Here is a 25891-nt window from a genome sequence, read left to right on the forward strand (position 1 = left end):
GCACTATTACCCAAAGATGAAACACTTTAAGAATATTTTATTAAAAAATAAGGCTCTTGTAGTTGTTATTTTTATTTCTGGAATAATTGCTTCTTTCATGGAGGGATTAGGCTTAGGTTTAATTTTGCCTCTTTTAGAGGGGGTTAAGGGTAAGATGGCTTCGGGGGTTCCTTTTCCTTTCAGTATTATTTCAAATTTTTTTAGCACAATGGCTCTTGGAGAGAGAATAAGATTAGTCGCATTTTTTTTAGTTATTATCACCCTCTTCAAGGGGGCAGCTTTTTACCTTAATACTTTATCAGTAACTCGTCTTCAGGTAGCGGCAATTAAGTATTATCGAATGAAGTGTTACGATCAGTTAATGAAGTTGGGCATGAGTTATCTTAATGGACAAAAAATGGGTCATTTGCAAACTATTGTTATTACTCATACTGAGAGATTAGGTTCGTTAGTCAACATAGTTGCTAGTCTTGTTTTTAGAAGCTGTACTTTAATAATGCTTATGGTGATGTTGTTTATTTTATCTTGGAAGATGACCATGATTTCTCTTTTTATTGTTGTTTTTGCTTCAGTATTATTGCGCAAGATTGCCCAGCGGGCTGAAAAATCCGGTAAAAGGCTTACGGAGTCTATTAAAGAACTTAACCGAACAATTTTAGATACTCTTCTAGGGATGAAAATAATCCGTTTCTTTTGCCGTCAAAAAGACATGACTAGAGAGTTTCAGGCTAAAGTTGAAGATGTGAATAGGAACATGTATGCGCTTGCTAGGGCTCGACGGTCGCTTCAGCCTCTTTTTGAAACTTTAGGAGTAACAAGCTTTGCTTTAATTCTTTTAATCGGATCGTTTTTATTAATGTCAGAGAACAAGGGATTAGGCCTAGAGGTTGTTTTAACTTTTATTTTAATATTTTTTAGAATTCTTCCTCCGGCAATGGCTCTTAATGATGCTCGGGTAGGCATTAGAGGAGACTTACCCTATTATCGTCAAGCCCATCAGTTTATAGATAGTCAGGATAAGTCTTATTTATCCGGCGGGAGCAAAACAATCGAAAGATTATCTAAAAAAATTGAATTTCAAAATTTGGAATTTAGCTATAATCTTAAAGAGCTTATTGTTTTGAAAAATTTATCATTTAGTATTCCTAAAGGTGCTAAAGTCGGAATCGTTGGCCATTCAGGATGCGGAAAATCTACAATTGTTGAGTTAATTTTACGTTTTTATGATCCGCAAAAGGGAAATATTTTTATTGATGGTTTTGATTTAAAAGATTTGAATTTGAATTCTTGGCGTAGACTCGTGGGTGTTGTTTCTCAGGATACGTTTCTTTTTCATGACACTATCAGGGCTAATATTATCTTTGCTAAACCGGATTCTACTCAGCAAGAAATAGAATACGCAGCAAGAAAAGCGCATGCTTACGATTTCATTCAAAATTTACCTAAACGCTACGATACTCTAGTTGGTGAAAGAGGGGTGCTGCTGTCGGGTGGTCAAAGGCAAAGAATTGCTATTGCCCGGGCTATCATCATGGATCCTGATATACTTATTTTTGACGAAGCAACTTCTAGCTTGGATACAGAGTCGGAAGGGATAGTCCAAAAGGCGCTTGATGAGGTTGGAGAGGGTAAGACAGTGATTACCATTGCTCATCGTCTTTCTACTATTTATGATTCGGATATAATTTTAGTTTTTGATTCTGGAGAAATAGTCCAACAAGGAACACACCGAGAGCTAATTAAGCAGGGAGGCCTTTATGGCAAGTTAGTTAAGATGCAAACTATGGATGATTTAGAGCCTAAAAATATTTTTATAAGATGAGTGAAAAGAGAGCAATTATTCTTGGAGCCGGTGGAGTTGGCCTAATTTCAGCCTGGAAACTTCTCGAAGAGGGCTGGAGGGTTGATGTCTATGAAGCTACAGACCAGGTTGGTGGGATGTGTAAGACTTGGAAATGGGGAGAGTACTTATTAGATACGGGTCCACACATTTATCATACTCCTGATGAAAATTTATCTAAATTTTGGGAATCTGAATTTGGAGATTTATTTATTCAGCGTGAGTTTTGGTGTAAGAATGTTAAAGGCGATGATTTTAAGCAGTATTGGGACTATCCTTTATCTTGGGAGAGTATTTCTCGGTATCCTAAAGAGTTAAAAGATAAGGTTTTAGGAGAACTGCATAATATAAGCTTGCAAGGAAGAGCTAGAGCTACAAATTATACCGAATATATGGATGCTCAAGTAGGGCCGACCTTGCGTGAGATGTTTTTTAAAAAGTTTCCGGAAAAGATTTGGGGTATTTCAACTAACCATATGGCTACTGATTGGGCACCAAAAAGGATTGAGGTTCGTCAGAAGGTTACTCCTTTTTACCATAAACAGTGGAATGCTGTAGGTAAGTATGGGGCCGGTTGTATCTTTGAGCGAATAAAGGAGAAAGTTTTAACTCTTGGTGGAAATATTCATTTTAATCATATTGTAAGCGCTTTCGAATCGCAAGGAAATGCTATTTCGGCCATTGAGTTTTCAATAAAAAAGAGCAGGACAGTTTTCCCGGACGAAGTTATTATTTCTAGTTTAGCAATTACTGATTTGGCTAGATTTTTAGGTTATGAGAGTAAATTAGATTTTCGTGCTTTGCGTACCGTTTACCTAGCTTATGATAAAGAGATGATTCTGCCTAAAGGTATAGATTGGCTTTATTATGATTCGGAAAAAACTTACTTTAGCCGGATTACTGAACCCAAAAAACTTTCTCCTTACGTGTCTGCTAAAGATAAAACTTATCTTACTTTAGAGATAACTTGTTCTAAAGACGATGAAATCTATAAGATGGAAGGAGAGAAGCTGGTAAAGAAAGTAGCTGAGCAAGTTGAGCTAGTAGGGTTAGCTAAGATTAGTGAGGTAGCTGCTTCAACCATTCATAGCGAAGACCATGTGTATCCTATACAGCATCATGGCTACCAGGAAGAACTCTCTAAAACTCGCTCAGTGATTACCAGCTTTCAACAAATCTACTCTTTGGGAACTGGAGGAGAGTTTCACTATTCGGATATTCAAATTCTTTTTCATAAGGCTTTTGATTTGGTAGCGACACTTTGTAATAAGGGGTCAAACTTTACCCAAACTATTAGAAAAACTAAAGCTTGTCAGTTAAACTCGGTAGTTTCGATTAGAAATCGAGAGGTTGGTTTTGGCAGGCCAGCCTATATAATTGCTGAAGCTGGATTAAATCATAATGGCAGCATAGAAGTGGCTAAACAACTTATTGATCGGGCTAAAGAATCTGGAGCAGACGCGATTAAATTTCAAACTTTTAAGCCGGGAAGCCGAATATCTAAAAAGGTAAAGGCTGCTCGTTATGCCGAAACTATAATTGGCTTAGAAGAGACCCTTTACGACATGTTTGATCGTCTGGCTATGGGGCATGATGATCAAAAAGATCTTTTTAACTATGCTCGAAAGAGTGGTATTGAAATTTTCTCAACTCCTTTTGACCTTGAAAGTGCTGAGTTTTTAAATAGTTTGGGAGTAGGTGTTTTTAAAATAGCTTCGATGGATCTAGTAAGCTTACCTTTTATTAAGCAGGTGGCTAGAATGGGTAAGCCAATGATTCTTTCAACTGGCATGTCGACTTTGGGTCAGGTTGAAGAGGCTTTAGAGGTGATTCGTCAGCAAGACAATCCTAACGTGATGCTACTTCATTGTAACTCTTCTTACCCTGCAGCCCAGGAAGAAATGAATTTGCAGGTTATTGAGACTCTCAAGAAATGTTTTAAGGTTCCGGTGGGACTGTCTGATCATACTTTTGGTTTATTTGTATCACACACAGCTCTTGTGTTGGGTGCGGATTTAATTGAAAGGCATTTTACTTTAGATCGAGCCATGGAAGGACCAGACCATATTTTATCTTCAGCGCCAGCAGAGCTAGCTGAGCTAGTTTCAATGTCAAAGAAAATACCCGAAGTTTTAGGCGATGGTATTAAAAGGATTCAGCCTAATGAATATGATACTTTAAACACGCAAAGAAAAAGTCTTTATGCAGCTTGCGATATTAAAAAAGGAACGGTGATTACACAAGGGATGGTTGCGATTAAAGGTCCTGGTGGAGGGCTTTTACCGAAATATTTTGATTTGGTTGCTGGGCGCATCGCCAAAGTTGACATTGAAGAAGATCATCCAATCACTTGGGAGGCTATTTGATATGAGCTATACAAGGCAAGCCAGAGACTTATTGAAGGTAATATTGAATTTAGCTAAAGCCGAAAACAAACTTTCTGGATTTTGCATTAGTAATACTGCCAAGATAGACAAGCAAGGCCTTTATTTCACGCCAGTGAGGAATACGCCTAGAATGGTAATTGCTGGAGTCGTTGTCTATAGTGAAAAACAAGCCATAGAGATAGCTGAGATAGTTGATGGGAAGGTTGACTACATTTTAGTCGATGCTGAAAAGAAAGTTTCTGGAGAAATGTCTGTAAGTGGTGTAGCGGCTAATGTTGAGCGTTCAGTGCGTGAAATTTTAACCAAATCTAAATTATGGGTTTATAAGGGTAATGACTTAGCAGTGGAGGCTTTAGATAGTTTACTTTCTTATTTGACTAAGGATTCTTTAAGAGGTGTTGGCGCGAAAAAGATAGCGATTATCGGGGCGGGCAATTTAGGCTGTAAATTAGCACTTAAATTAGTGGAAAGGGGTGCTCATGTTTTCATAACACGAAGGGATAGAGATAAGGTTGCTAGCATAGCCAGAGTTCTTAATTACATTAAACCTAGATATACTAACGCTGAGGTAGTGGGTACTGTTGACAATGAGGCCGCAGCCAAAAATGCTGACATTTTAATTGGGATGACTCAAGGGATACCGGTTATTACCGAAAAGATCATAGCCAACCTTTCGACTCAGGCCTTGATTATCGATGGAGGCAAAGGAACTTTTTATCCTGCGGCTATCAAGATGGCTCGGGAGCGCGGCATTGAAATCTATAGACTGGATGTAAGTTCAGCCTTTGAGGGCGCAATAGCTACTCTTTTTTCTCTGGAAGATGCTATGAAAAATCGAATTGGCCGGCGCTTACTCTATGGTGAACCAATAGTTGCCGGAGGCTTAATGGGAAGGGAGGGCGATGTGGTGGTGGACAGCATTTTTGAACCTAAAATAATCTATGGTATCGCCAACGGTAAGGGAGATTTCATTCGTAATCCCTCAAGCGAGCAATTGGTCAGAATAGAAAAAGTTAAGAAGGCGATATCTTTAGAGTTATCTGCAAAGGTAAGTTAAATAATGAATAAATTATATGAAAATTTGCTACCTAAAAATGGATATGTAATTGGCGAGCTTGCTTGTGGCCACGAAGGTGATTTTAAGAAGTTAAAGCAACTCATCGAGGCCGTAGCTGTAAGTGGAGCAGATGGCGTCAAATTTCAAATTTTTATTCCTCAAGAAAGAGCGAACAAAGATCATCATGAGTGGGATATTTTTAATAAGCTGGCGATTTCAGAAGAGGATTGGAAGGCAGCTGCAAATTATGCCCGCCAAAAGAAGTTAGCAGTATTTGCCGATATTTTTGGCGAGGCTAGTTTTCAAATAGCAAAAAGAATTGGTGTCGATGGATTTAAAATACATTCAGAAGATTTGCTCAATACTTTTTTTATCAGCCGAGTTGCTCAGGAAAATAAAATTCTTATGATCGGAGTAGGCGGGGCACATCGTATCGAGATCTATCAATTACTTAATTATTTGAAAACCCAAGGATTAGTTGAAAATCTATTATTAACTACTGGAGTACAGACCTTTCCTACTCCGCTAGAAGTACATTTTTTACAAGAGGTCAGCGATCTTCTTTCTTGTTATAGTTCTTTCGGTGTTAAGCTGGCCTTCGCCGATCATATTTCTGGTGATTTAGAAGAGGCCAAAATCGTACCCTTGATGGCTTTGGCTAAGGGGGCTGCAGTTATTGAGAAGCATGTTACCATTAACAGAGATGATGAGTGGGAGGATTATCAGTCGGCTTTAAGCAAAGAGGTCTTTGGCGATTTTGTTAAACAACTAAAAAAACTTTCACCGCTTCTAAAAGAACTAGGGCCACAAACCCCATTTGAGATCCAATACCGGAAAATATTTAAGAAGACTCCGGTAGCGGCAATAGATTTAGAATCTGGTCAGCTGATTAAGCCGGAGCATATCAAATATGTTAAGCATGCAAAGCATGCAGTCCCTCTTTCGGCTTTAAATCTTGTAGGTAGGCAATGCAAAAATAATCTAAGCAAGGGGCAGGTTTTACGCCTTAAGGATATTAAGGTTAAAGTTGGCGGGATTATCGTAGCCCGGTGTAGCTCTAATCGTCTTCCTAGCAAAGCCACAAGAAAAATTTTGGAGCGCGAGACAATAGCTTTACTTATTGAGCGAATCAAGCGCTGTCGCAACCTTGATTGTGTGGTTTTAGCTACTTCGACTGATCCTTCTGATGATGTATTGGAGGAAATCGCCAAACGAGAAGGCGTCCTTCCTTTTAGAGGATCTTTAGAGAACCTTTCTTTGCGTTTTTATCAGGCAGCTAAACATTACAATATCGATCATATCGTTAGAGTTACCGGAGATGACATTATTCGTGACGAAGTGATGATTGATAAAATCGTAGAAAGCCATTTATTTAACTCTTCGGAAGTCACTTTTGCCGATAATATGCCTTACGGGACAGTGAGTGATGTTTTTAGCTTAAATGCTATAGAAACGATATTAAATACAGCCCAGGTCCCTGAGAACACCGAATATTTAGAATGGTATTTAGGTAACAGCCGTTATTTTAGCATTAATTATGTTAAATCTGACTATGAATTTAACCCGAGGTGGAGGCTTACTTTAGATTACGAAGAAGACTTTCTTTTTTTTAAGGAAATCTTCGAGTGTTTTTATGGCCATAAGCCTGATTTTACTTTAGCTGATGTTTTAAAATTGTTAGCCGACCAGCCACAAATAGCCGAGATTAATATGGCTAAGACCGCTAAATATACTAAAAACGATATTAACGTTAAATTAACTATATAGGGTTTAACTATGACAAAATTATGGCGAATTGATCAGAAAGAAGTAGATTTAATAAAAGAGGTCGTGGATAAAGGTTTTTCTGGAGAGTCTATTGAGTTGTTTGAGAAGCAATTTGCTAAAAAATTCGGGATTAACTATGCGATTGCTGTTAATTCCGGAACTTCAGCTCTTCATGTGGCAGTTTCTGCCATAGGTGTTTCAGCTGGAGATGAAGTTATTGTTCCGCCATTAACTTTTGCTGCTACTGGTTTTGCGCCTATGTACTTAGGGGCCAAACCGGTATTCGCCGATGTTGATCATTCTACCTTTAATATTGATCCAGACTCGATCGTAAAAAAGATAACCGATAAGACAAAGGCTATTATTACTGTTTCTTTATATGGGTTACCGCCGGATATGGATAGAATCATGGCTATAGCTAAAGAGCATAATTTGAAAGTTATCGAAGATAACGCTCAGTGTGTATTTGGTAAATATAAAGGGAAAATTGCCGGAACAATCGGCGATATTTCTATATTTAGTTTTCAACGTAGCAAGCACTTAACTACCGGTGACGGAGGAATGATTATTACTAACGATGAAAATCTAGCCGAAACAGCCAGAAAATTCAGCGATTTAGGTTATGTTACTCTCAAGGCTTCTTCTGGTACTCATTTGGTGTCTAAAGAGTCTTTGCAACAGCCAAATTTTAAGCGTCATGAGTCTTTTGGCTATAATTTTCGTCTGCCGGAAGTTTGTGCAGCCATGGGTCTTGCTCAATTGGAGAAGCTGGATTATTTGGTGGCTAAAAGAGTTGCTATCGCTCAGCTATATGAGAAGGCGATTGGGGATTGTGATTGGCTTATTCCTCAGAAGGTTCCTGAAGGGGTAATTAGTTCTTACTGGACTTATGTTTTAAGGTTGGATTCGGCCAAAAAGAATGTTACATGGAAGCAGTTTAGGGAAGTTTTCTTAAAAGAGGGCGGTGAGCCATTTTACGGGGCTTGGAGACTTACTTATCTTGAACCAGTTTTTGGAAAGATAAAGCTTTCGGATAATAGTATGCAGTATTCATCCGGATTATGTCCAGTTGCAGAATCAATACAGCCTTATTTGATTCAGCTTAAAACAAATTTTGAAAATTTAGATTACGCTAAAAAACAGGCCGATGTTCTAGCTAGGACAGTTAAGTTGTTAGATTAAGTATGAATATGAATAAAAGAATACTGATGTTTTGCGGTAATGGCTATACATTTGATGAAGCTTTTGGGCCAATCATAGAGGAGATAGGCAAAAGCTTCAAGGTGGATCTTTTGATGGGTAGTTATTATTTTACTGATCGCGTTTTAAATTCTGTCAAGCGCCTACATTCAAAGGGCAGAATAGATACTTATAAAATTATACATGCTCATAGAAGAAAACAGTCGAACTTTGGGTATCATAAAGAAATAAAGTTAATTATGGAGTCAATTAAAGATAAGGATTTCAGTCTTTTACTTTCAGGGGGTGATTTCGATATATTTAATAGATATCTTATTAGTGTGGCAAGGGCAAAAGGAGCGAATATAGCCATTATACAAGGATGTCAGCTGGTTCATTTGCTTGCTAAATATCGAAAAATGAACAGATTAAATTTGTCTCGTAACGATTATTGCAAACAAAAGAAAAATGATATAAATGGCAGAAAGTATAGAGGTTTGAGATATCAGCTCGGTATGATTAAGCATGGTGCTCTGCGTTCCTTAAAGGTTATTAATAGTCATTACATTACTCCTTTTTTAGTTAGTGGTAAGTTTTTTGTTCCTAGTAGGTACGACAAGTTTAATTTTACTTCAGGGCGGGCTGATATAGTGATGTGTTATGATTCTTTAGAGATAACAGCTCTAAAAAGTATGATTCCAAAGGTAAAAAACATCCACCTTGTTAAACATCCTGTCCATGGCCAGTGTAAGTGCAAGGGGAGTTTAAATATAGAATTAGGAAGAAAATTATTGGTGGTTTTTTCTGGTAATATTGGAAGTGAGCTGGAAAAATATAAGTTTGAACGTTGGGTCGGCGTGATCAAGAAAGCAATAGACTTAGAAAACATAGCCGAAATTCATTTAAGATTCCATCCTCGAACTTCATCAGCGCTCCATTGGCCAAGAAAAATGGCTAAGTCTATTAAAGATCTGGGGTGTGAAGTTAAAATTATTGATGCTTTGAAAACTTCACTTGTTGAAACGGTGTGTAATTATGTAGGAATACTAGGAGCTCCTTCGGGGGCATTACGTGCAGCAAGGGCTGTGTGTCCAAGAGTTTTTGTAACTGCCTTGCCTGACTGTGGTGATCCTGAACCATTTGAGCAAGAGTGGTGTTTGGGTAAGGCAGAGGGAATTAATTGGATTAAAAAAGATGAAGAACTAGAGCCAAAGAATTTAGAGATTTCGGAATTTAATATGGACAACAGACTTTCGGTTGCAGATATTTTGTGTAAAACATTAGAAAAATAGGTAGTTAAGAGTGGGATTCAAGATACTTTTAGTTGGTTGTGGGCAATTAGGCAGTAGGCATCTTCAGGCTATAGCTTCCTTGAAAAATGTGACTGAGATCTGTGTTGTTGATTCTAGCCAGGAATCTCTTGATAGAAGCAAAGCCCGTTTGGGCCAGATAGATGATCTTAATCCTGAGATAGACTTTCAATGGTTTAAGGAGATTGATTATTCCTGGACTGCTGGAGATCTTTGCATTATCGCTACTCAAGCCAAGGGCCGTTGTCAATTACTTAAGCAAGTTGTCCAGGGTTTGGGATATGAGAGATTCCTGATAGAGAAAATAGTATCTCAGTCAGTAGAGGAGTATGAAGACTTACTTTCCTTTTGCAAAGAAAAAAATGTCTCGGTATGGGTTAATTGTAAGACTCGCACCTATGAGATTCATAAATATATAAAATCAAAACTTAAATCTAGTGAGCCGATAATTTTCAGCGCCATAGGTGGCAATTATGGTTTGGCTAATAATGGAGTTCATGTAGTTGATCTATTTGTTTTTTATGATCAGGCTACTAAATTATACAGTTGTGGCTCTAAGGTAGATGAAGTTTTGCACCCTTCAAAGCGCGGTCAGGACATTCTTGATCTCAGTGGTTCTCTTTTTGGGTATTCTGATAAGGCAAGCAAATTTATGCTTACCTTTGCCGCAGATCATATGAGTCCGGATCACATTACTATTAATACTCCCCGTTGTCGTTTTATCGTTGATCATTTTCAGAAGTTTGCCTATGAGAGCTATTCAGATCAAGATTGGACTTGGAATAAAATTCCAATCGAGGAAGAATGGAGAGTCAGTCATATGAGCAAGAAATTTGTATCGGATATATTAACTAAGGATACTTGTCAATTGCCTACAATCTTTGAATGTTTCTTAGCTCATGAATTTATTCTTAGAGGATTACTTTTGCATTTTAACCGTTTGCTAAAGGAAGAAAACTGGAGTTGTCCGGTTACTTAGATAATTATGGCTAAAAAAATAAAAATAGGATTAATTGGCGCAGGAGCCGTTGCCTCTAAACATCTGGATGTGATTAAAGCTATTGATTGGATAGAAGCAGTAGGCATTACCTCTCGGACTATAAGTAAGGCTGAAAAATTAGCCCAAGAATACGGAATCTCTTTTTGTACAGAAGATATAGATTATCTTATTGAGCAGTCAAAGCCGGATGCTTTGATGGTGCTTGTTTCTGCTGACCAGATATATCCGGTAGCTTTAAATCTTATTTCTTATGGTTTACCTTTGTTTATTGAAAAACCAGCAGGCTTAACTCCTGATGAGGCTAAAAACTTAGCTGAATTGGCAAAGAAACACTCTCTAGCAACTATGGTTGGTTACAATAGGCGTTATTATTCTGTTTTTCATAAAGGTCTTGAAATAATACGTAAACATGGGCCGCTTTTTGGTGTATTCATCGAAGGTCATGAGCGTATGTGGTTAAGGGCCGATAAATTATCAGAAAATATGCGTTCTCAATGGATTTTTTCTAATGGTACACATACCATTGATTTGCTTCGCTTTTTTGGAGGAGAAGTAACTAATTTACAGTCAATGGCTCATCGCTATATAGAGAGCCGGGGTGATCAATTTGCTGCGGTTATGGAATTAGCAAGTGGGGCAATTGGCCAGTATTGTGCCCACTGGTATTCACCGGGAGGCTGGAGAGTTGTTTTGTATGGTCAAGGAGCTACCGTTGAATTTAAACCTCTAGAAAGCGGCCAGTGGACAGATAAAGAATTTAAAACTTATTCAATTGAACCGGATAAAGTTGACACCGAATATAAACCGGGATTTTTCAGGCAGATGGAAGCCTTTGGAGGCTTAGTCGCTGAGGGTAAGTTTCAATGGCCTATGCTTGATTTAGAAGGAGCCTATAAAACTATGACTTTAGCAGAAGGTTTGTCATCTAATGTTTCTGATAAAAATTTAGTTTTGGAGAAATGAAAAGGATAAGGATATGAAAGTTTTGTTTGTAGGTTTGGGCAGCATAGCTGGCCGCCATATTAAAAACATAAAAATTATTGATCAGGATATTCAGATTGCCCTTTGGCGTCAGTTATCCAAAGAGACCGATTTAGGTGAAGTTGCCTCTTTAGTGAGCGAGGTGTTTTTTTCTGAAGCTGATGCTGTGGGATGGAAGCCAGATGTTGTTTTTGTGACTAATCCAGCACCGAGACATTGTCAAACAGCATTAACTTTTGCCAGAAATAATTGTCATCTATTTATTGAGAAGCCTTTAGCGGTAAGCGAAGATGGTTTAGATGAATTGGCTAAAGAAGTAGCTAAGAGGAAATTAGTTGCAATGGTTGGTTATGTTTTGCGGTTTTCTGAGCCGATGAAAATAATGAAGGAGACAATTGGTAAAGGTTTAATTGGAAAGCCACTCTCAATAAGGGCTTCGGTTGGGCAAAACTTATTGGATTGGCGTCCTGGGAAAGATTATCAGGAAACTGTAAGCTCACGGAGTGATTTAGGCGGCGGTGTATGTTTTGAATTGAGTCATGAAATTGATTATGTTCGCTGGCTCTTTGGTGAAGTTAAAGAATTGCGCGCTTTATTTGGAAAAGTAGGAGATCTTAATATAGATGTTGAGGACTTAGCTGATATTTTGCTTAAGTTTGATTCCGGAGCTTATGGCAATATTCATCTTGATATGGTAGATCAAGCTAAAGAGCGTTCTTGTCGGATTGTTGGCAGTAAAGGTACTTTGACGTGGGATAGCTGCGATGAAAATCGGGTTCGAGTATTTAAAGCTGATGAGGGCATTTGGCAGGATCTCTATTGTTCTCCTTCTGAGGATAGGAATGAAATGTATATAGCTCAGATTAAACATTTTTTTGATTGCATTGCTAATAATAAACAAGCTTTAGTTTCATTGGCTCAGGCAAGAAAGGTATTACAGATAGTGATAAATATAAAAAATTTAGAGAAAGACAAGAAGGCTATTCCAGTATGAAACCGTATATACTCGGGGCTATCTTTGCTCGTGGTGGCTCAAAAGGTTTGCCTAAGAAAAATATAAGAGACTTAGCTGGTAAGCCTCTCATTGCTTATGCTATTGAAACAGGCAAAGAAATTTTATCTATTGACAGGCTTATAGTCTCAACTGATGACGAAGAAATAGCTAAAGTAGCAAAGGAGTACGGGGCCCAAGTACCTTTTATGCGGCCAAAGGAATTGGCAACTGATGATTCTCCGGAGTTGTTGTCATGGCAGCAAGCAATTAAGGCCATTGAAGCAGAGTCTAAGGACAAAGTGGATGTTTTGGTGGTTATACCTACAACTTCACCTTTGAGGGAAGCTGAAGATTTGCAGAATTGTCTTGATGCTTTATTGAATAGTGATGCTGATATTGTGGTAGCTGTAAAAGAAGCAGAAAGAAACCCTTACTTTAATATGTTAACGCTTGATAAAGATGGTTATGCCAATTTACCTATTGCAGATAAAGGAGCTTTTACTCATCGTCAGCTTGCACCTAAAGTTTACGATATGACAACTATTGCTTATGTTGCTAGAGCCGCATATATACTTGAGACTCCATCTGTTTTAGCTGGCAAGGTTAAGACGGTGATAGTACCTAGAGAACGGGCAATAGATATTGACGATATGATGGATTTTGAGATAGCAGAATTTCTTATGAAGAAGAGGAGAAATAGTAAATGAGAAGTTTAAAAGAGCTAATGGATTTAAAAAAGAGAACGGCTATAATCACTGGCGCGGCCGGTAACGTTGGATTTGCTTTGGCTGAAAGCTTAGCTGAATTAGGGGCTAATATTGTTTTGTTGGATATTAATAAGGAACAGGGACAAGCTAAGGCAGAAGATATAAAAAATACACACAAGGTAGAGACTTTATTCTTGCCTGTTGATTTAGAAAATGAAAAAGAAATAACAGAGGTTCCTGAAATAGTAATTAATAAGTTTGGCTCAATTGATATTTTGATTAATTGTGCAGCTTTATTAGCAACTTCTGGCCTAGAGGGCTGGGCTGTTCCTTTTGAGAAGCAGAAAGTCGATTCTTGGCGCAGAGCTTTAGAGGTTAATTTGACTTCAGTTTTTCTTTTAACTCAAGGCTGCAGGCAGTATCTTATTGATAGTGGACATGGTTCAATTGTAAATATTGGCTCTATTTATGGAGTAGGTGGGCCAGACCTAAGGTTGTATGAGGGTGTAGAGAACTTAGGAAATCCGGCTGCTTATGCAGCTAGTAAGGGAGGACTTCTCCAGTTCACTCGTTGGTTGGCAACAGTACTTGCACCTTCGGTGCGGGTGAATTCAATCAGTCCGGGAGGCGTATTCAGGAAGCATGAGGACCCTTTTCTTTCTCGCTATATTGAACGTACTCCCTTGAAACGCATGGCTAAGGAAGAGGATTTAAAAGGGGCAGTTGCTTTTTTGGCAAGTGACCTTTCTTTATATGTAACTGGTCAAAATTTAATGGTCGATGGAGGCTGGAGCGCATGGTAGATAGACTTTGGGATAGGATTGTTAATCCTAATTCTGTTTTTGTAATTGCTGAAGCGGGTGTTAACCATAATGGAGACATTAACCTGGCAAAGCAATTAGTAGACATGGCTATTGTTTCAGGAGCTGATGCAGTAAAGTTTCAGACTTTTTCTGCAGAGCGTTTAGTTATACCTTCAGCACCAAAAGCAGATTATCAAACTCAGACAGACCCTAATTCTAAATCGCAGCTAGAAATGTTAGAGAAACTTCAGCTTTCCGAAGATGATTATCGTATTTTATACCAGTATTGCAAGGATAAAGGAATCATTTTTTTATCAACGCCGTTTGACAAAGAGAGTGCAAACTTTTTAGAAGGCTTGGGTCTTGAAGTATTTAAAATACCTTCAGGTGAGATTACTAACATTCCTTTACTTACCCATATAGCCACAAAGCAAAAACCAATGATTATTTCTACAGGAATGTCGACTTTAGATGAAGTGGAAGAAGCAGTTAGAGCTGTTAATGATACCGGTAATAACAATATTGTGCTTTTGCATTGTGTAAGTAGCTATCCTGCAAAGTCAGAAGATGTTAATCTTAAAGCTATGCAAACCATGAGTCAGAAGCTAAATGTTCCTATTGGTTATTCTGACCACACCTTGGGATCTGATGTGGCTCTGGCTGCAGTTGCAATGAGTGCGGTAGTTATAGAGAAACATTTTACTTTAGATAGGAATTTATCCGGTCCGGATCAGAAAAGTTCTCTTGAGCCGGCGGAATTTAAAGATTTAGTAGAAAGAATACATAAGATAAAGCTTGCCTTAGGAGATGGTGATAAAAAACCTGCCTCCAGCGAAGCCAATGTTGCTTCAGTAGCACGCAAAAGTCTTGTTGCTGGTTGCCACATAAAGGCTGGAACAATGCTAAGCGAAGGTTTGATTACTATAAAGCGGCCAGGTACAGGGCTTGCGCCTTCGATGGCTTCTTCTTTGGTTGGGCGAAAAGCAAAGGTTGATATACCTAAAGACGAACTTTTATCATTGGATATGTTGGTATGAGAAAGATCGGTATTGTAACAAGCGGTAGGTGTGATTATGGAATCTACTTACCTATATTAAAGCAGATCGTCGAGCATCCCGATCTAGAGCTGTTGCTTTATGTTACCGGTATGCATCTTGAGCCGGAGTTTGGTTTAACCTACAAAGATATAGAACAGGACGGCTTTAGCATAGATGAAAAAATAGAAATTTCCTTAAATTCCGATACCCCGATTGCTATATCAAAATCTGTTGGCCTTGGGGTTTCAGGATTTTCTAAAGCTTACGATAAATTGAGACCTGATATTGTTGTTATCTTGGGGGATAGATTTGAGATTTTGAGTGCAGCCATAGCTTCTCACATAGCTCGAATTCCTATTGCTCATATTCATGGAGGGGAAGTTACTCAGGGAGCGTTTGATGATGCTTTTAGGCATTCAATGACTAAAATGAGTCATTTGCATTTTACTTCCACCGAGGATTACCGAAGAAGAGTCATTCAACTAGGAGAATCTCCAGAAAGAGTGTTCAACGTAGGCGCCTTAGGGGTAGATAACATAAAAGGGTTAAAACTTCTCTCTAAAGAGGAGTTGGAAAAAGAGTTAGATTTTAAGTTTCAAAAACATAATTTACTAGTTACTTTCCATCCGGTTACTTTGGAATCCAATACATCGGAAAGTCAGTTTAAGAATTTACTTGATGCTTTAGATGAATTAGATCAGACCGGCATTATTCTTACTAAAGCCAATGCTGATGTTGGCGGTCGAGTAATCAATAAGATGATTGATCAATATGTGAGCAAGAATTTTCAGAAAGCCAAAGTTTTTACCTCACTGGGAAATTTAAAGTATCTGTCAGTAATGCAGTTGGTTGATGCGGTTGTTGGAAATTCATCAAGTGGGATTATTGAAGCTTCAAGTTTTAAAATTGGAACCATAAATATCGGCGATCGACAAAAGGGAAGGGTTCGAACAGAAAGTATAATTGATTGTGAACCGACGAAAGAGGCGATCGAAGTTTCTTTTAAGAAGCTTTATTCAAAAGAGTTTCAGCAGAGCCTTGCTTTGGTTGGTAGCCCTTATGGCGATGGCGGCACGGCGAAAAGAATTATTGATATTTTAAAGAGCTTTGATAAGGAAGGTAGCTTAAAAAAGGCTTTTTATGATTTGGATTTTAAATATTGAAATAAAAGCAGGGTAATGATGGAAAAGATTATACTTATTGGCGGTGGCGGACATTGTAAGGTCATTATTGATGCTATTTTAAAAGGCAAGCAATATGAAATAGAAGGTATCATTGATCCAAATATAAGTATAGGTAAAAAGGTTTTAAATATTCCGGTAATCGGTAAGGATGATAATTTATTAGATATCTATAATCGGGGTATTAAAAATGCTTTTATTGCTGTTGGTTCAATAGGTGACTTTTCAACAATAAGAAAAAGAGAAGAAATTTATCAGAAGCTTAAAATGATAGGATTTAGTTTGCCGATAATTGTTCATCCGGCGGCTGTTATTGCAGATGAGTGTTCGCTCGACGAAGGCATATTCGTCGCCGCTGGCGCAGTTATTAATTCAGGAACAAGAGTCGGAAAGAACACAATATTAAATACATTATCTTCTATTGACCATGATTGTCAGATTGCAGATTTTGTCCATATTGCTCCCGGTACCAATTTAAGCGGCGGGGTAACTATTGGCAAATTTACTCATATTGGAGTTGGTACAGTTGTTAACCAGGGAATTAATATAGGTTGTAATTGTTTAATCGGTTCAGGCAGCGTAGTGGTTAAAGATATCATTGATAATTTAAAAGCCTTTGGGAATCCTTGTAAAGCTATGGAGAAGAGATGATAAGAATTATACCGCGTCTTGATATTAAAGGTCCTAATCTAGTTAAAGGAGTTCACCTTGAGGGCCTTAGGGTTTTAGGCAAGGCTGAAGATTTTGCTTCAAAATATTATACTGATGGAGCCGACGAGCTTATTTATATTGATGTTGTTGCCAGTCTCTATGGTAGAGAAAATCTTTTAGAGATTGTAAGGAGAACAGCACAAAATATATTTATCCCTTTGACTGCCGGCGGTGGGATAAGGACAATTGACGATATAAAAGAATTATTACGAGCCGGCGCAGATAAGGTAGCAATAAATACTGCTGCCATACGAAATCCAGCCTTTATTAGTGAAGCTGCGAAAGTTTTTGGTTCGCAATGTATTGTTATTTCAATCGAGGCTAAATTTAGAAGTGAAGGTAAGTATGAGGCTTTAACTGATAATGGCAGGGAAAAAACTGATCGTGATGTGTTTGATTGGGTACAGGAGGCGGTTGGCCTTGGTGCCGGAGAACTGCTTATTACTAGTATTGATAAGGAAGGTACTGGTAGAGGATATGATTTGAAGCTAATTAAGAGAATTTCAGAGTCAGTGCCAGTCCCGGTTATTGCCTGTGGCGGTGCTGGAAAGACTAAGCATTTTCTTGAAGTCATTGAAGACGGTTGCGCCGACGCTATAAGTGCTGCTTCTATTTTTCATTATCATTGTCTAGAAAAGTTGCGCTCCGTTGAAAATTTTAAAGAAGAAGGTAATGTTGAGTTCATTAGCCAGAATAGAGAATCATTAGATTTCATGAAAAAGCGGCTTGAACCAGTGGATATTTTAGCTGTTAAAAGATATTTATCTGATTTTGGTATTGCCTGTAGAGCCATAGAGGCGTTTAGAGAAGTTACAAAAGCAGAAAAGATATGAAAGGATCAAAGCCGATTACTGTGATAGTTGATTATGGAATGGGCAATCTTTTCAGTCTAGAGAGAGTGATAAGACATCTTGGCGGGACTGCAGTTATATCTTCCGACCCGGAAACTATAGCTTCTGCTGAGCGGGTTATTTTACCTGGGGTAGGTGCTTTTGGTGATGGTATGGATAAGATAAAAAATCGGGAGTTGGTTGCGCCGATACAAAGAGCTATTGATTCGGGTAAGCCGTTTCTAGGGATATGTTTAGGCATGCAGCTTCTTATGACCGAGAGTGAAGAGTTTGGTGTTCATGGAGGATTAGATGTTATTTCTGGGTCTGTGCGTAGGTTTTTTGATTCCAAGGGTGATAAGGCGTCCTATAAGATACCACACGTTGGATGGAACCGCTTGCTTGCTCCTAAGATAGTTGAATTCGGCCAGCCAGTTTCTTGCGAGGGAAGTAATAAATTTTGGGAGGATACTATTTTAAATACAACTCAAGAGGGTGAATTTGTGTATTTTGTGCATTCGTATACCGTTACCCCTCAGAACCCTGAGCATATTCTTGCTGAGACTGAATATGGTCAGTCTCGTTTTTGCTCGGCAATACGTTCCAACAATGTGTTTGGCTGCCAGTTTCATCCTGAGGTAAGTGCGAATGTAGGTTTACGAATCTTAAAAGAGTTTTTATATACTGTTTAAGTTTACAAATAGGATTTTTGGCTAGAGAAAGGAGTAATAATGTTATTTCCAGGAAAAACCTTAGATCGACAGTTGGCAAAAAGCCCCAAAGAGGTTAAATATTGTACAAAGTGCGTGGTTTCAAATCAAAGACCAAGAATTACCTTTGATGAAAATGGAGTCTGCAGTGCATGTAATTATGCTTATCTTAAGCATAATAAGATTGATTGGGCTAAAAGAGAGAAAATGCTGTTGGAGTTGCTTGATAAGCATAGGTCCAGTGATGGAAGTTATGATTGCGTTGTTCCTGGTTCCGGCGGAAAGGATAGTAGTTATGTTGCGCATCAATTGAAATATAAATATCAGATGCACCCACTTACTGTAACTTGGGCACCTTTTATTTACACAGACGTTGGCTGGCAGAATTATATCGCCTTTAAAGATCATGGGTTTAATAATCTTTTGTGTTTTCCTGACGGAATAATCCATCGTAAATTAGCTCGTCTTAGTTTTGAATTGTTAGGTGATGCCTGGGAGCCTTTTGCTTATGGGCAAAAGGCATATGCTTTCCATATTGCTACTAAGTTCAAGATTCCTTTAATTTTTTATGGCGAAAGCGGTGAAGTAGAATATGGGGGCTCAACTACTTATATAGATAGTCCGGTAGAGCCAACCGATAACTATAGCGAAGTTTATTATAAGGGCTCCGGGGTTGATGAAATTATAAAACATGGTCAAGATGTGGGACTGTTTAGCGAAGAAGAAGTAAAGAGTAATCCTTTTCAATTTTATCGGATGCCTCCACTTGAGGATGTAGAGAAACTTAAACCACAGATGCACTGGTTTTCTTTTTATAAAAAATGGGTGCCACAGGAGAATTATTACTACTCTGTTGATCATACTGGTTTTCAAGCAAATTTCGATGGGCGCTCAGAAGGTACCTATTCCAAATATGCTAGCTTAGATGATAAAACTGACGGATTCCATTTTTATTTGGCATATATCAAGTTTGGTATTGCCCGAGCTACATCAGATGCTGCGCATGAAATCAGAGACGGGCATCTAACCAGAGAAGAAGGGGTAGCCTTGGTTCATCGTTACGATGGTGAACTTCCTAAAAAATATTTTAAGGAATTTCTTGAGTATTTAGATATTAAAGAAGAGCAATTCTGGGAAGTTATTGATTTTTATCGTTCACTTTCTCCCCATCTTTGGGAAAAAATAAATGGTGAATGGAAACTCAAACATAAAGTATTTTGAAGGTTGAGGATAGTAAGAAGGATTTAAAATGAAAGACATAAAAAAAATATTTGTAACTAGTAACAATACGATTGAAGAAACTTTAGCTGTTATCCAGCGTGGAGGTGTGGGCATAGCTTTGGTTGTAGATAACCAGCAGCATCTAGTTGGCACAATAACTGATGGAGATATCCGTAGGGCTATTTTGAACAAAATCCCTTTAAGTAAAAAAATCACTGTCTTGTTTGATTATCGTCCTGAAGACTACCCAGTCCCGGTTTCAATGCCTCATGACATAACTCGTGAAGAGCTCATTGAGATTATGAGTGAGAAAAAACTAAATCAAATACCGCTCCTCGATAGCGATTCCCACATCGTAGAACTAGCTTTACTTTCGGAGCTTGTCGAAGAAGAGCTTAACTTGCCGGTTAGAGCAGTAGTTATGGCTGGCGGAAAGGGGCAGCGGTTGCACCCGCTTACTAAAGATACACCAAAACCGATGCTTCTTTTAGAAGATCGTCCCTTGGTGGAACGTACCATAGCCCAGCTGCGTAGATCAGGAATTACAAAAGTAAATATTTCTACTCATTACAAATCTGATGTGATTATAAAACATTTTGGTAAAGGAGATGCTTTTGGTGTAGATATTGATTATATTAATGAAGATCAACCATTGGGTACTGCTGGAGCTTTGGGATTAATGAAACCCATTGATGAACCGACTTTAGTTATCAATGGAGATGTGTTAACTAAATTAGATTTTCGTAGGTTGCTTGATTTCCATCGCCATCATGATGCGATAATGACTGTAGGGGTGCGCAAGTGCGAGATAGAGATACCTTACGGAGTTATTGATATTGATGATGTAGTCGTAAAAAAGATTATTGAAAAACCAGTAAAGAATTTTATTGTTAATGCCGGAATTTATTTGTTAGGACCAATAGCCTATAAGTATATTCCCAAAAATATAAATTTTGATATGACCGATTTAGTTGATGAGTTACTAAAAGCTAAGCATAAAGTAGTCTGCTTTCCGATACAGGAGTATTGGCTTGACATAGGACATCCTGAAAATTATGAACAAGCAAAGGAGGACATTAAGAATGGCGCACTTCAGCTGGAAAAATAAAAAAGTTTTTGTTACCGGTGCCGGAGGATTTATCGGAAGTCACTTGTGTGAATGTTTAGTTAAGCTAGGCGCAAAGGTAAAGGCAATGGCAGAGTATAACTCCTTGGGAAGATGGGGTTGGCTTGATTATTCTAGTTTACATGATGAAATGGATATTTTTTTAGGCGATATCAGAGATAGAGACAGCACCAGAGAAGCTGTTAAGGGCCAGGATATGGTTTTTCACCTAGCGGCTCTTATAGGTATACCTTATTCTTATATAGCTCCAGCTTCATATATTGAAACTAATATAGCTGGCACTCTTAATTTATTGCAAGCAGCAAGAGAGTATGATATCGAATGTTTTTTACAGACCTCAACTAGTGAGACTTATGGAACCGCTCAATATACCCCTATTGATGAAAAGCATCAACTTCAGGGTCAATCTCCTTATTCAGCTTCGAAAATAGGTGCAGACAAAATGGCAGAGAGTTTTTATCGTTCTTTCAAAGTTCCGGTAGTAACGGTTAGGCCTTTTAATACCTATGGCCCCAGACAGTCTGCCCGGGCAGTTATACCTACAATTATTACACAAATTTTAGAAAAAGATAAAGTCTGCATTGGTTCGCTTGCTCCCAGGCGTGATTTGACCTATGTCCAGGATATTGCCTTAGCCTTCATTGGTGCAGCCCAGGCAGGCAAATCTGCCTTTGGTGAAGTGTTTAATGTTGGCTCGGGAAAGTCAATATCTATAGGTGAATTAGCCCAAGTGATTGCTAAGCTTATTGGAAAAGAGGTACCCGTAGAAAGCAGTTGCCAGCGTATAAGGCCAGAGGCTAGTGAAGTAATGTTGTTGATGGCAGATAGTAGTAAAGCTAAAAAAATATTTGGGTGGGAACCAAGCCTTTCTCTAGAAGAAGGACTCAAGAAAACAATTGAATGGTTTAAGGATAAGGATAATTTAAAGTTATATAAAAATGACCGTTATGTAGTATAAGGTTAAAACAATGAGCTCTATGAATAAAAAAATTACTGTCAGTACATCAATTAATGACTTAATTCCTTTAAGCGTTCCTGAAATTAAGGGTAATGAATGGAAATATATAAAGGAGTGCCTAGATACCAATTGGGTTTCATCAGTAGGAAGTTATGTTGATCAATTTGAAAATGCTGTAGCTGATTATGTTGGGCGCGGTTATGGTGTAGCTTGTGTTAATGGTACATCAGCCTTGCATGTAGCTCTTTTACTTTCGGGTATAAAATCTCAAGAGGAAGTTTTACTTCCGGCGCTTACCTTTGTCGCACCGGCCAATGCTATTTGCTATACTGGGGCAAAGCCAGTTTTTATTGACGTTGATCTTGATAATTGGCAAATAGATACAGGAAAGATTTTAGGGTTTTTGAAAAAAGAGTGTAAATATCAAAAAGGAAAGTTAATTAATAAGAATACCGGTAGAGTAATTAAAGCAATAATGCCTGTGCATATACTAGGACACCCGGCTGATATGGACGCTATCATGAGCATTGCCCGAAAATATAAACTAAAAGTTATTGAAGATGCTGCTGAAGGATTAGGGTCAGCCTATAAAAATCGACCTCTGGGAATTTCAGGAGATATTGCTTGTTTTAGCTTTAATGGAAACAAGATATTAACTACTGGCGGCGGAGGTATGGTTGTTGTTGATAAAAAATCCTGGTCTGATCGGGCCCGTTATCTTATAACTCAAGCCCGGAATAATGTCTTAGAGAATATTCACAATGAAATTGGCTACAATTACCGCCTGACCAATATTCAAGCTGCTATGGGTTTTGCCCAGATGGAGCAACTCGATAAATTTGTTGAGAAAAAGAGAGATATTGCTCGTCGATATAATGAGCAATTAAAAGATGTACCGGGAATCGGCTTACCAAAAGAAGCTTCCTGGGCTAAATCCAATTACTGGCTATATACAATCTTTGTTGACAGAGCTAAATATAGAATTGATAGCAGAGCTTTATTAGAAAAACTAAAAAGATCTAATATCCAGACTCGGCCTCTGTGGCACCCTTTACATTCCCTAAAGCCGTTTAAAAAGTGTTTTTCTTACAAGATAAAAGTAGCCAATAAATTGTATAAAAATTGTTTGAGCTTGCCTTCATCAGTAGGGCTTACCAAGAGCGATCAAAAGAAAGTCATCGACATTATAAAACGCAGTAGGAGCTTGTAAAAGGAGTAGTCTATGAGCCCAGACATGAATATAGTGCGTTCCCAGAAACTTGCCGATAAAATTGTTATTGTAGACGGACAACCCGGTTGCGGTAAAACTATGCTTTCACCGATTGTTGCTGCTTTGGATAGGGTGGAGTTACTTATGTTTGTTTATGAGATAGAATATTTTTGCGCTTTAAGATATTTACAAAAAATGGATAAAGATACAGCCGAAACTTTAATTAAATTGATTACTGATTTAAGAATTTATAATGCAATGATGTCGCGGGAAGTAAATTTTCGCTTCAGCGATGCTTCAAGCGCCTTTAAAGATATAAATCCCCTGAAATACATTAGGAGGCTTTTTCAAAAGGGTGATGACTTGGTCCCTGAAAGAATAAAGAACCAGAGACCAATTTTGCATTTGGCTACCCATGATCTCTTAAGCAGGGCCGATTCAGTTTTTGCTGCTTTAGGTGAAAATCTTGTTTTTATAGAGGTGGTGAGGCATCCTTTATACATGCTTAAACAAGAAGCAGTTAATATGCAGCGGCTATTCTTATCCGATCCTAAGCATTTTGAAGTATATTTTTCTTATAAGGATAAAGAGTTGCCTTATTTTGTTTATGGGTGGGAGGATTTATTTTTTTCTTCTAATCATATTGAAAAAGCTATCTATTTAATCAATAGCATGACTGAGAGAACAGAGGCTTTTAAGAATAATGTAGAGGAAAAGTTGAACGGAGCTAAGTTGATAACAATTCCTTTTGAAGGTTTTGTGATAAGTCCTGAACCTTATTTGAAAGAAATAGAATTAGCTTTAGACACAAAAGTAACTAAGGCTACGCGTAAAATGATGAAACGTCAGAATGTGCCACGTAAGATGTATGCTCAAGGTGTTAAACTCGATGTTTACGAAAAGTATGGATGGGAGGCACCTAAATCAACAGATGAGTATAGTGAATTAAACCTGCGTCGGAAATTTGCCCAAGATAATGCTTCTGAGGATGCAATGGTTGTGCTTGATAGGCTTTCTAAAAAGTATGAAGATGAATATTTAAATAAAAAGTAAAAGAGAGGTTTATTGTGAAAACAATTGTATTAGTTCCGGCAAAACTTAAAAGTGACAGAGTTCCTTTTAAAAATATAAAACAGTTAGGTGGAGTTCCTTTAGTCAATTATACCATGCGTACTTTAAATAAACTTTCAGACATTAATGATATTGTTGTTTTTGCCTCAGAGCCTTCCATATGCGAGTATATACAGCGCGGATTAAAATATACATTCCTGGAGCGTCCGACAGAGCTGGATACTCAAGATACAAAAATACAGGATATTATAAGAGAGTTTTTAAACAGAAGTGATGCCGATATAGTTGTCCTAGTGCATATTACTTCACCATTTTTGCAGGCTGAAACAATCTCTGACTGCATAAAAAAGGTTCATTCTGGTCAGTATCATACAGCTTTCACTGCATATGAAGTTAGAAAATTCTGTTGGTTTCGCGATAAACCGCTTAACTATTCTTTAGATAAACCTACACCACGCACTCAGGATATAAACCCGGTAGTTGTAGAGCAGGCTAGTTTATATGTATTTAGGAGAGAGGTTTTTGAAAAAACAGGCCAGCGGATTTGCTCTAAGCCTTATATTAAATATATTGATCATTTCGAGGGCCATGATATTGATACTCCGGAAGACTTTAGGGTTGCAGAATTGATTGTTAATACAGGTCTCTTTGCAATATAGGATGTAATTAAATGGATCAAGAAACAATTTTTAAGAAAATTTACAATGTCGAACTTAACCAGGATAAGTATGACATTGTAATTGGTAAAGGTTTACTTGAAACTGCTGTTTTAGAAGCCTTAGAGAAACGGACTAAAAATAAGAATGTTGTTTTTGTCTTTGATGTATTTTTTCAAGATAGAAGCAATGCTTTTATAGATTTTTTATCTAAGGCTGGCTACAAAGTTTACCCATATTATATGGTAGCTGGCAAGCATAATAAAACTATAAGTGAGGCAATAAAAATATACGAAATTCTTGAGGCTAACAGTCTATCTAGAGACTCAACTATAGTAGCTTTAGGAGGTGGTGTTCTTGGCGATTTAGCTGGATTCGTAGCAAGCACATATCATCGCGGGATGAAGCTTATAAATATACCGACCACCCTTACGGCCATGATTGACAGTAGCATTGGAGGCAAGGTCGCTATAAATTTCAGAAAGACTATTAATGCCATAGGAAATTACTATCATCCTATAGCAAATGTTATTGATTTTAAATTTATTAGTACATTACCTCAACGTGACTTTAAGGCTGGACTGGCTGAGATAATAAAATGTGCAATTATTAACGATAAAGAACTGTTTGATTATCTTAAATCTAATAGCCAGAAGATTCTTGACCGGGATGAAGATTCTTTATTCAATATCATGTGTCGAGCCATAGAGATTAAACTTGTTCATGTATCAGGGGATGTGAAGGAGAAGAATGAGAGACTCAAGCTCAATTACGGCCACACCTTAGGACATTCCATAGAGATTTCGACCGATGTCTTAGAGGAGATTTATCGCCATGGAGAGGGGGTGTCTCTTGGCATGGTTGCTGCAGCATTTTTGGCAAGAAAATATTTTGGACAAGGTCAAGATATCTTAGATGCTCATGAGGAGATTCTTAACCAGTATGGCCTTCCAACCCGAGTTCATGCAAAAGATATTGGTTTTGAATATAAGAGTTTGATTGAAGAATGTATGCGAAATGTTCATAAAGATAAAAAGAAAAAGGATAACAAACTCAGATTTATTCTTCCTGATGAAATTGGTAAATGCCAGGTCTACGATCGTGTGGCAGATGATGCTATCAGGGAGGCATTTGTTTATCTTATAAAGGAGTGAT

The 25891-nt window shown here is 37.9% G+C and carries 23 protein-coding genes; all 23 read left to right on the top strand.

Going from position 1 to position 25891, the window contains the following annotated elements; translation table 11 throughout:
- The first annotated feature begins 16 nt into the window (after positions 1 to 16).
- From K9L86_02770 to aroB, 23 genes are read left to right on the top strand one after another with little or no spacing between them, the layout of a single operon-like run.
- On the top strand, positions 17 to 1822 hold the full coding sequence (locus K9L86_02770) for an ABC transporter ATP-binding protein/permease (protein ID MCF7907783.1): 1806 nt from the start codon (positions 17 to 19) through the stop codon (positions 1820 to 1822).
- On the top strand, positions 1819 to 4206 hold the full coding sequence (locus K9L86_02775; GenBank protein MCF7907784.1) for an N-acetylneuraminate synthase family protein: 2388 nt from the start codon (positions 1819 to 1821) through the stop codon (positions 4204 to 4206). The genes K9L86_02770 and K9L86_02775 overlap by 4 nt, the downstream gene beginning before the upstream one ends.
- A 1-nt stretch (position 4207) precedes the next feature.
- Positions 4208 to 5284 (top strand): NAD(P)-binding domain-containing protein, encoded by a 1077-nt coding sequence (locus K9L86_02780; GenBank protein MCF7907785.1) that lies wholly within the window; start codon positions 4208 to 4210, stop codon positions 5282 to 5284.
- Positions 5285 to 5287: 3 nt separating this feature from the next.
- Complete coding sequence (locus K9L86_02785; GenBank protein ID MCF7907786.1) at positions 5288 to 7051, top strand: N-acetylneuraminate synthase family protein; 1764 nt, start codon at positions 5288 to 5290, stop codon at positions 7049 to 7051.
- Between the two features lie 9 nt (positions 7052 to 7060).
- Complete coding sequence (locus K9L86_02790; protein ID MCF7907787.1) at positions 7061 to 8233, top strand: DegT/DnrJ/EryC1/StrS family aminotransferase; 1173 nt, start codon at positions 7061 to 7063, stop codon at positions 8231 to 8233.
- An 8-nt stretch (positions 8234 to 8241) separates the two neighbouring features.
- Positions 8242 to 9522 (top strand): hypothetical protein, encoded by a 1281-nt coding sequence (locus K9L86_02795; GenBank protein ID MCF7907788.1) that lies wholly within the window; start codon positions 8242 to 8244, stop codon positions 9520 to 9522.
- A gap of 10 nt (positions 9523 to 9532) precedes the next feature.
- Positions 9533 to 10519 (top strand): Gfo/Idh/MocA family oxidoreductase, encoded by a 987-nt coding sequence (locus K9L86_02800; GenBank protein MCF7907789.1) that lies wholly within the window; start codon positions 9533 to 9535, stop codon positions 10517 to 10519.
- A gap of 6 nt (positions 10520 to 10525) precedes the next feature.
- Positions 10526 to 11503, top strand: coding sequence for a Gfo/Idh/MocA family oxidoreductase (locus tag K9L86_02805; GenBank protein MCF7907790.1), 978 nt, complete (start codon positions 10526 to 10528; stop codon positions 11501 to 11503).
- Positions 11504 to 11516: 13 nt separating this feature from the next.
- The gene (locus K9L86_02810) at positions 11517 to 12515 is read left to right on the top strand and encodes a Gfo/Idh/MocA family oxidoreductase (GenBank protein MCF7907791.1); all 999 of its coding nucleotides are present in this window, start codon (positions 11517 to 11519) and stop codon (positions 12513 to 12515) included.
- Positions 12512 to 13222 carry an acylneuraminate cytidylyltransferase family protein gene (locus K9L86_02815; GenBank protein ID MCF7907792.1) on the top strand — a complete coding sequence of 237 codons (711 nt, stop codon included), beginning with the start codon at positions 12512 to 12514 and terminating at the stop codon, positions 13220 to 13222. The genes K9L86_02810 and K9L86_02815 overlap by 4 nt, the downstream gene beginning before the upstream one ends.
- Complete coding sequence (locus K9L86_02820; protein MCF7907793.1) at positions 13219 to 14025, top strand: SDR family oxidoreductase; 807 nt, start codon at positions 13219 to 13221, stop codon at positions 14023 to 14025. Before K9L86_02815 ends, K9L86_02820 begins: the two co-directional genes overlap by 4 nt.
- Positions 14019 to 15062 carry an N-acetylneuraminate synthase gene (gene neuB, locus K9L86_02825; protein MCF7907794.1) on the top strand — a complete coding sequence of 348 codons (1044 nt, stop codon included), beginning with the start codon at positions 14019 to 14021 and terminating at the stop codon, positions 15060 to 15062. Before K9L86_02820 ends, neuB begins: the two co-directional genes overlap by 7 nt.
- The gene (gene neuC / locus K9L86_02830; GenBank protein MCF7907795.1) at positions 15059 to 16225 is read left to right on the top strand and encodes a UDP-N-acetylglucosamine 2-epimerase; all 1167 of its coding nucleotides are present in this window, start codon (positions 15059 to 15061) and stop codon (positions 16223 to 16225) included. The genes neuB and neuC overlap by 4 nt, the downstream gene beginning before the upstream one ends.
- A gap of 15 nt (positions 16226 to 16240) precedes the next feature.
- Positions 16241 to 16894 carry an acetyltransferase gene (locus tag K9L86_02835; protein ID MCF7907796.1) on the top strand — a complete coding sequence of 218 codons (654 nt, stop codon included), beginning with the start codon at positions 16241 to 16243 and terminating at the stop codon, positions 16892 to 16894.
- On the top strand, positions 16891 to 17787 hold the full coding sequence (locus tag K9L86_02840; protein ID MCF7907797.1) for an imidazole glycerol phosphate synthase cyclase subunit: 897 nt from the start codon (positions 16891 to 16893) through the stop codon (positions 17785 to 17787). The genes K9L86_02835 and K9L86_02840 overlap by 4 nt, the downstream gene beginning before the upstream one ends.
- Before the next feature lie 14 nt (positions 17788 to 17801).
- Complete coding sequence (hisH, locus tag K9L86_02845) at positions 17802 to 18476, top strand: imidazole glycerol phosphate synthase subunit HisH (GenBank protein ID MCF7907798.1); 675 nt, start codon at positions 17802 to 17804, stop codon at positions 18474 to 18476.
- A 39-nt stretch (positions 18477 to 18515) separates the two neighbouring features.
- The gene (locus K9L86_02850) at positions 18516 to 19715 is read left to right on the top strand and encodes an N-acetyl sugar amidotransferase (protein ID MCF7907799.1); all 1200 of its coding nucleotides are present in this window, start codon (positions 18516 to 18518) and stop codon (positions 19713 to 19715) included.
- A 28-nt stretch (positions 19716 to 19743) separates the two neighbouring features.
- Positions 19744 to 20823 (top strand): nucleotidyltransferase family protein, encoded by a 1080-nt coding sequence (locus tag K9L86_02855; protein MCF7907800.1) that lies wholly within the window; start codon positions 19744 to 19746, stop codon positions 20821 to 20823.
- Positions 20798 to 21799, top strand: a complete 1002-nt coding sequence (locus K9L86_02860) for an SDR family NAD(P)-dependent oxidoreductase (GenBank protein ID MCF7907801.1) — start codon at positions 20798 to 20800, stop codon at positions 21797 to 21799. Before K9L86_02855 ends, K9L86_02860 begins: the two co-directional genes overlap by 26 nt.
- 19 nt (positions 21800 to 21818) lie before the next feature.
- Positions 21819 to 23009 carry a LegC family aminotransferase gene (locus tag K9L86_02865; GenBank protein ID MCF7907802.1) on the top strand — a complete coding sequence of 397 codons (1191 nt, stop codon included), beginning with the start codon at positions 21819 to 21821 and terminating at the stop codon, positions 23007 to 23009.
- A gap of 12 nt (positions 23010 to 23021) precedes the next feature.
- Positions 23022 to 24062, top strand: a complete 1041-nt coding sequence (locus K9L86_02870; GenBank protein ID MCF7907803.1) for a hypothetical protein — start codon at positions 23022 to 23024, stop codon at positions 24060 to 24062.
- Between the two features lie 14 nt (positions 24063 to 24076).
- Positions 24077 to 24739, top strand: a complete 663-nt coding sequence (locus tag K9L86_02875) for an acylneuraminate cytidylyltransferase family protein (GenBank protein ID MCF7907804.1) — start codon at positions 24077 to 24079, stop codon at positions 24737 to 24739.
- Between the two features lie 11 nt (positions 24740 to 24750).
- The gene (gene aroB / locus K9L86_02880; GenBank protein ID MCF7907805.1) at positions 24751 to 25890 is read left to right on the top strand and encodes a 3-dehydroquinate synthase; all 1140 of its coding nucleotides are present in this window, start codon (positions 24751 to 24753) and stop codon (positions 25888 to 25890) included.
- Position 25891 lies beyond the last annotated feature (1 nt).

The sequence above is a fragment of the Candidatus Omnitrophota bacterium genome, from assembly GCA_021735655.1.
Classification (GTDB): domain Bacteria; phylum Omnitrophota; class Gorgyraeia; order Duberdicusellales; family 4484-171; genus JAHKAJ01.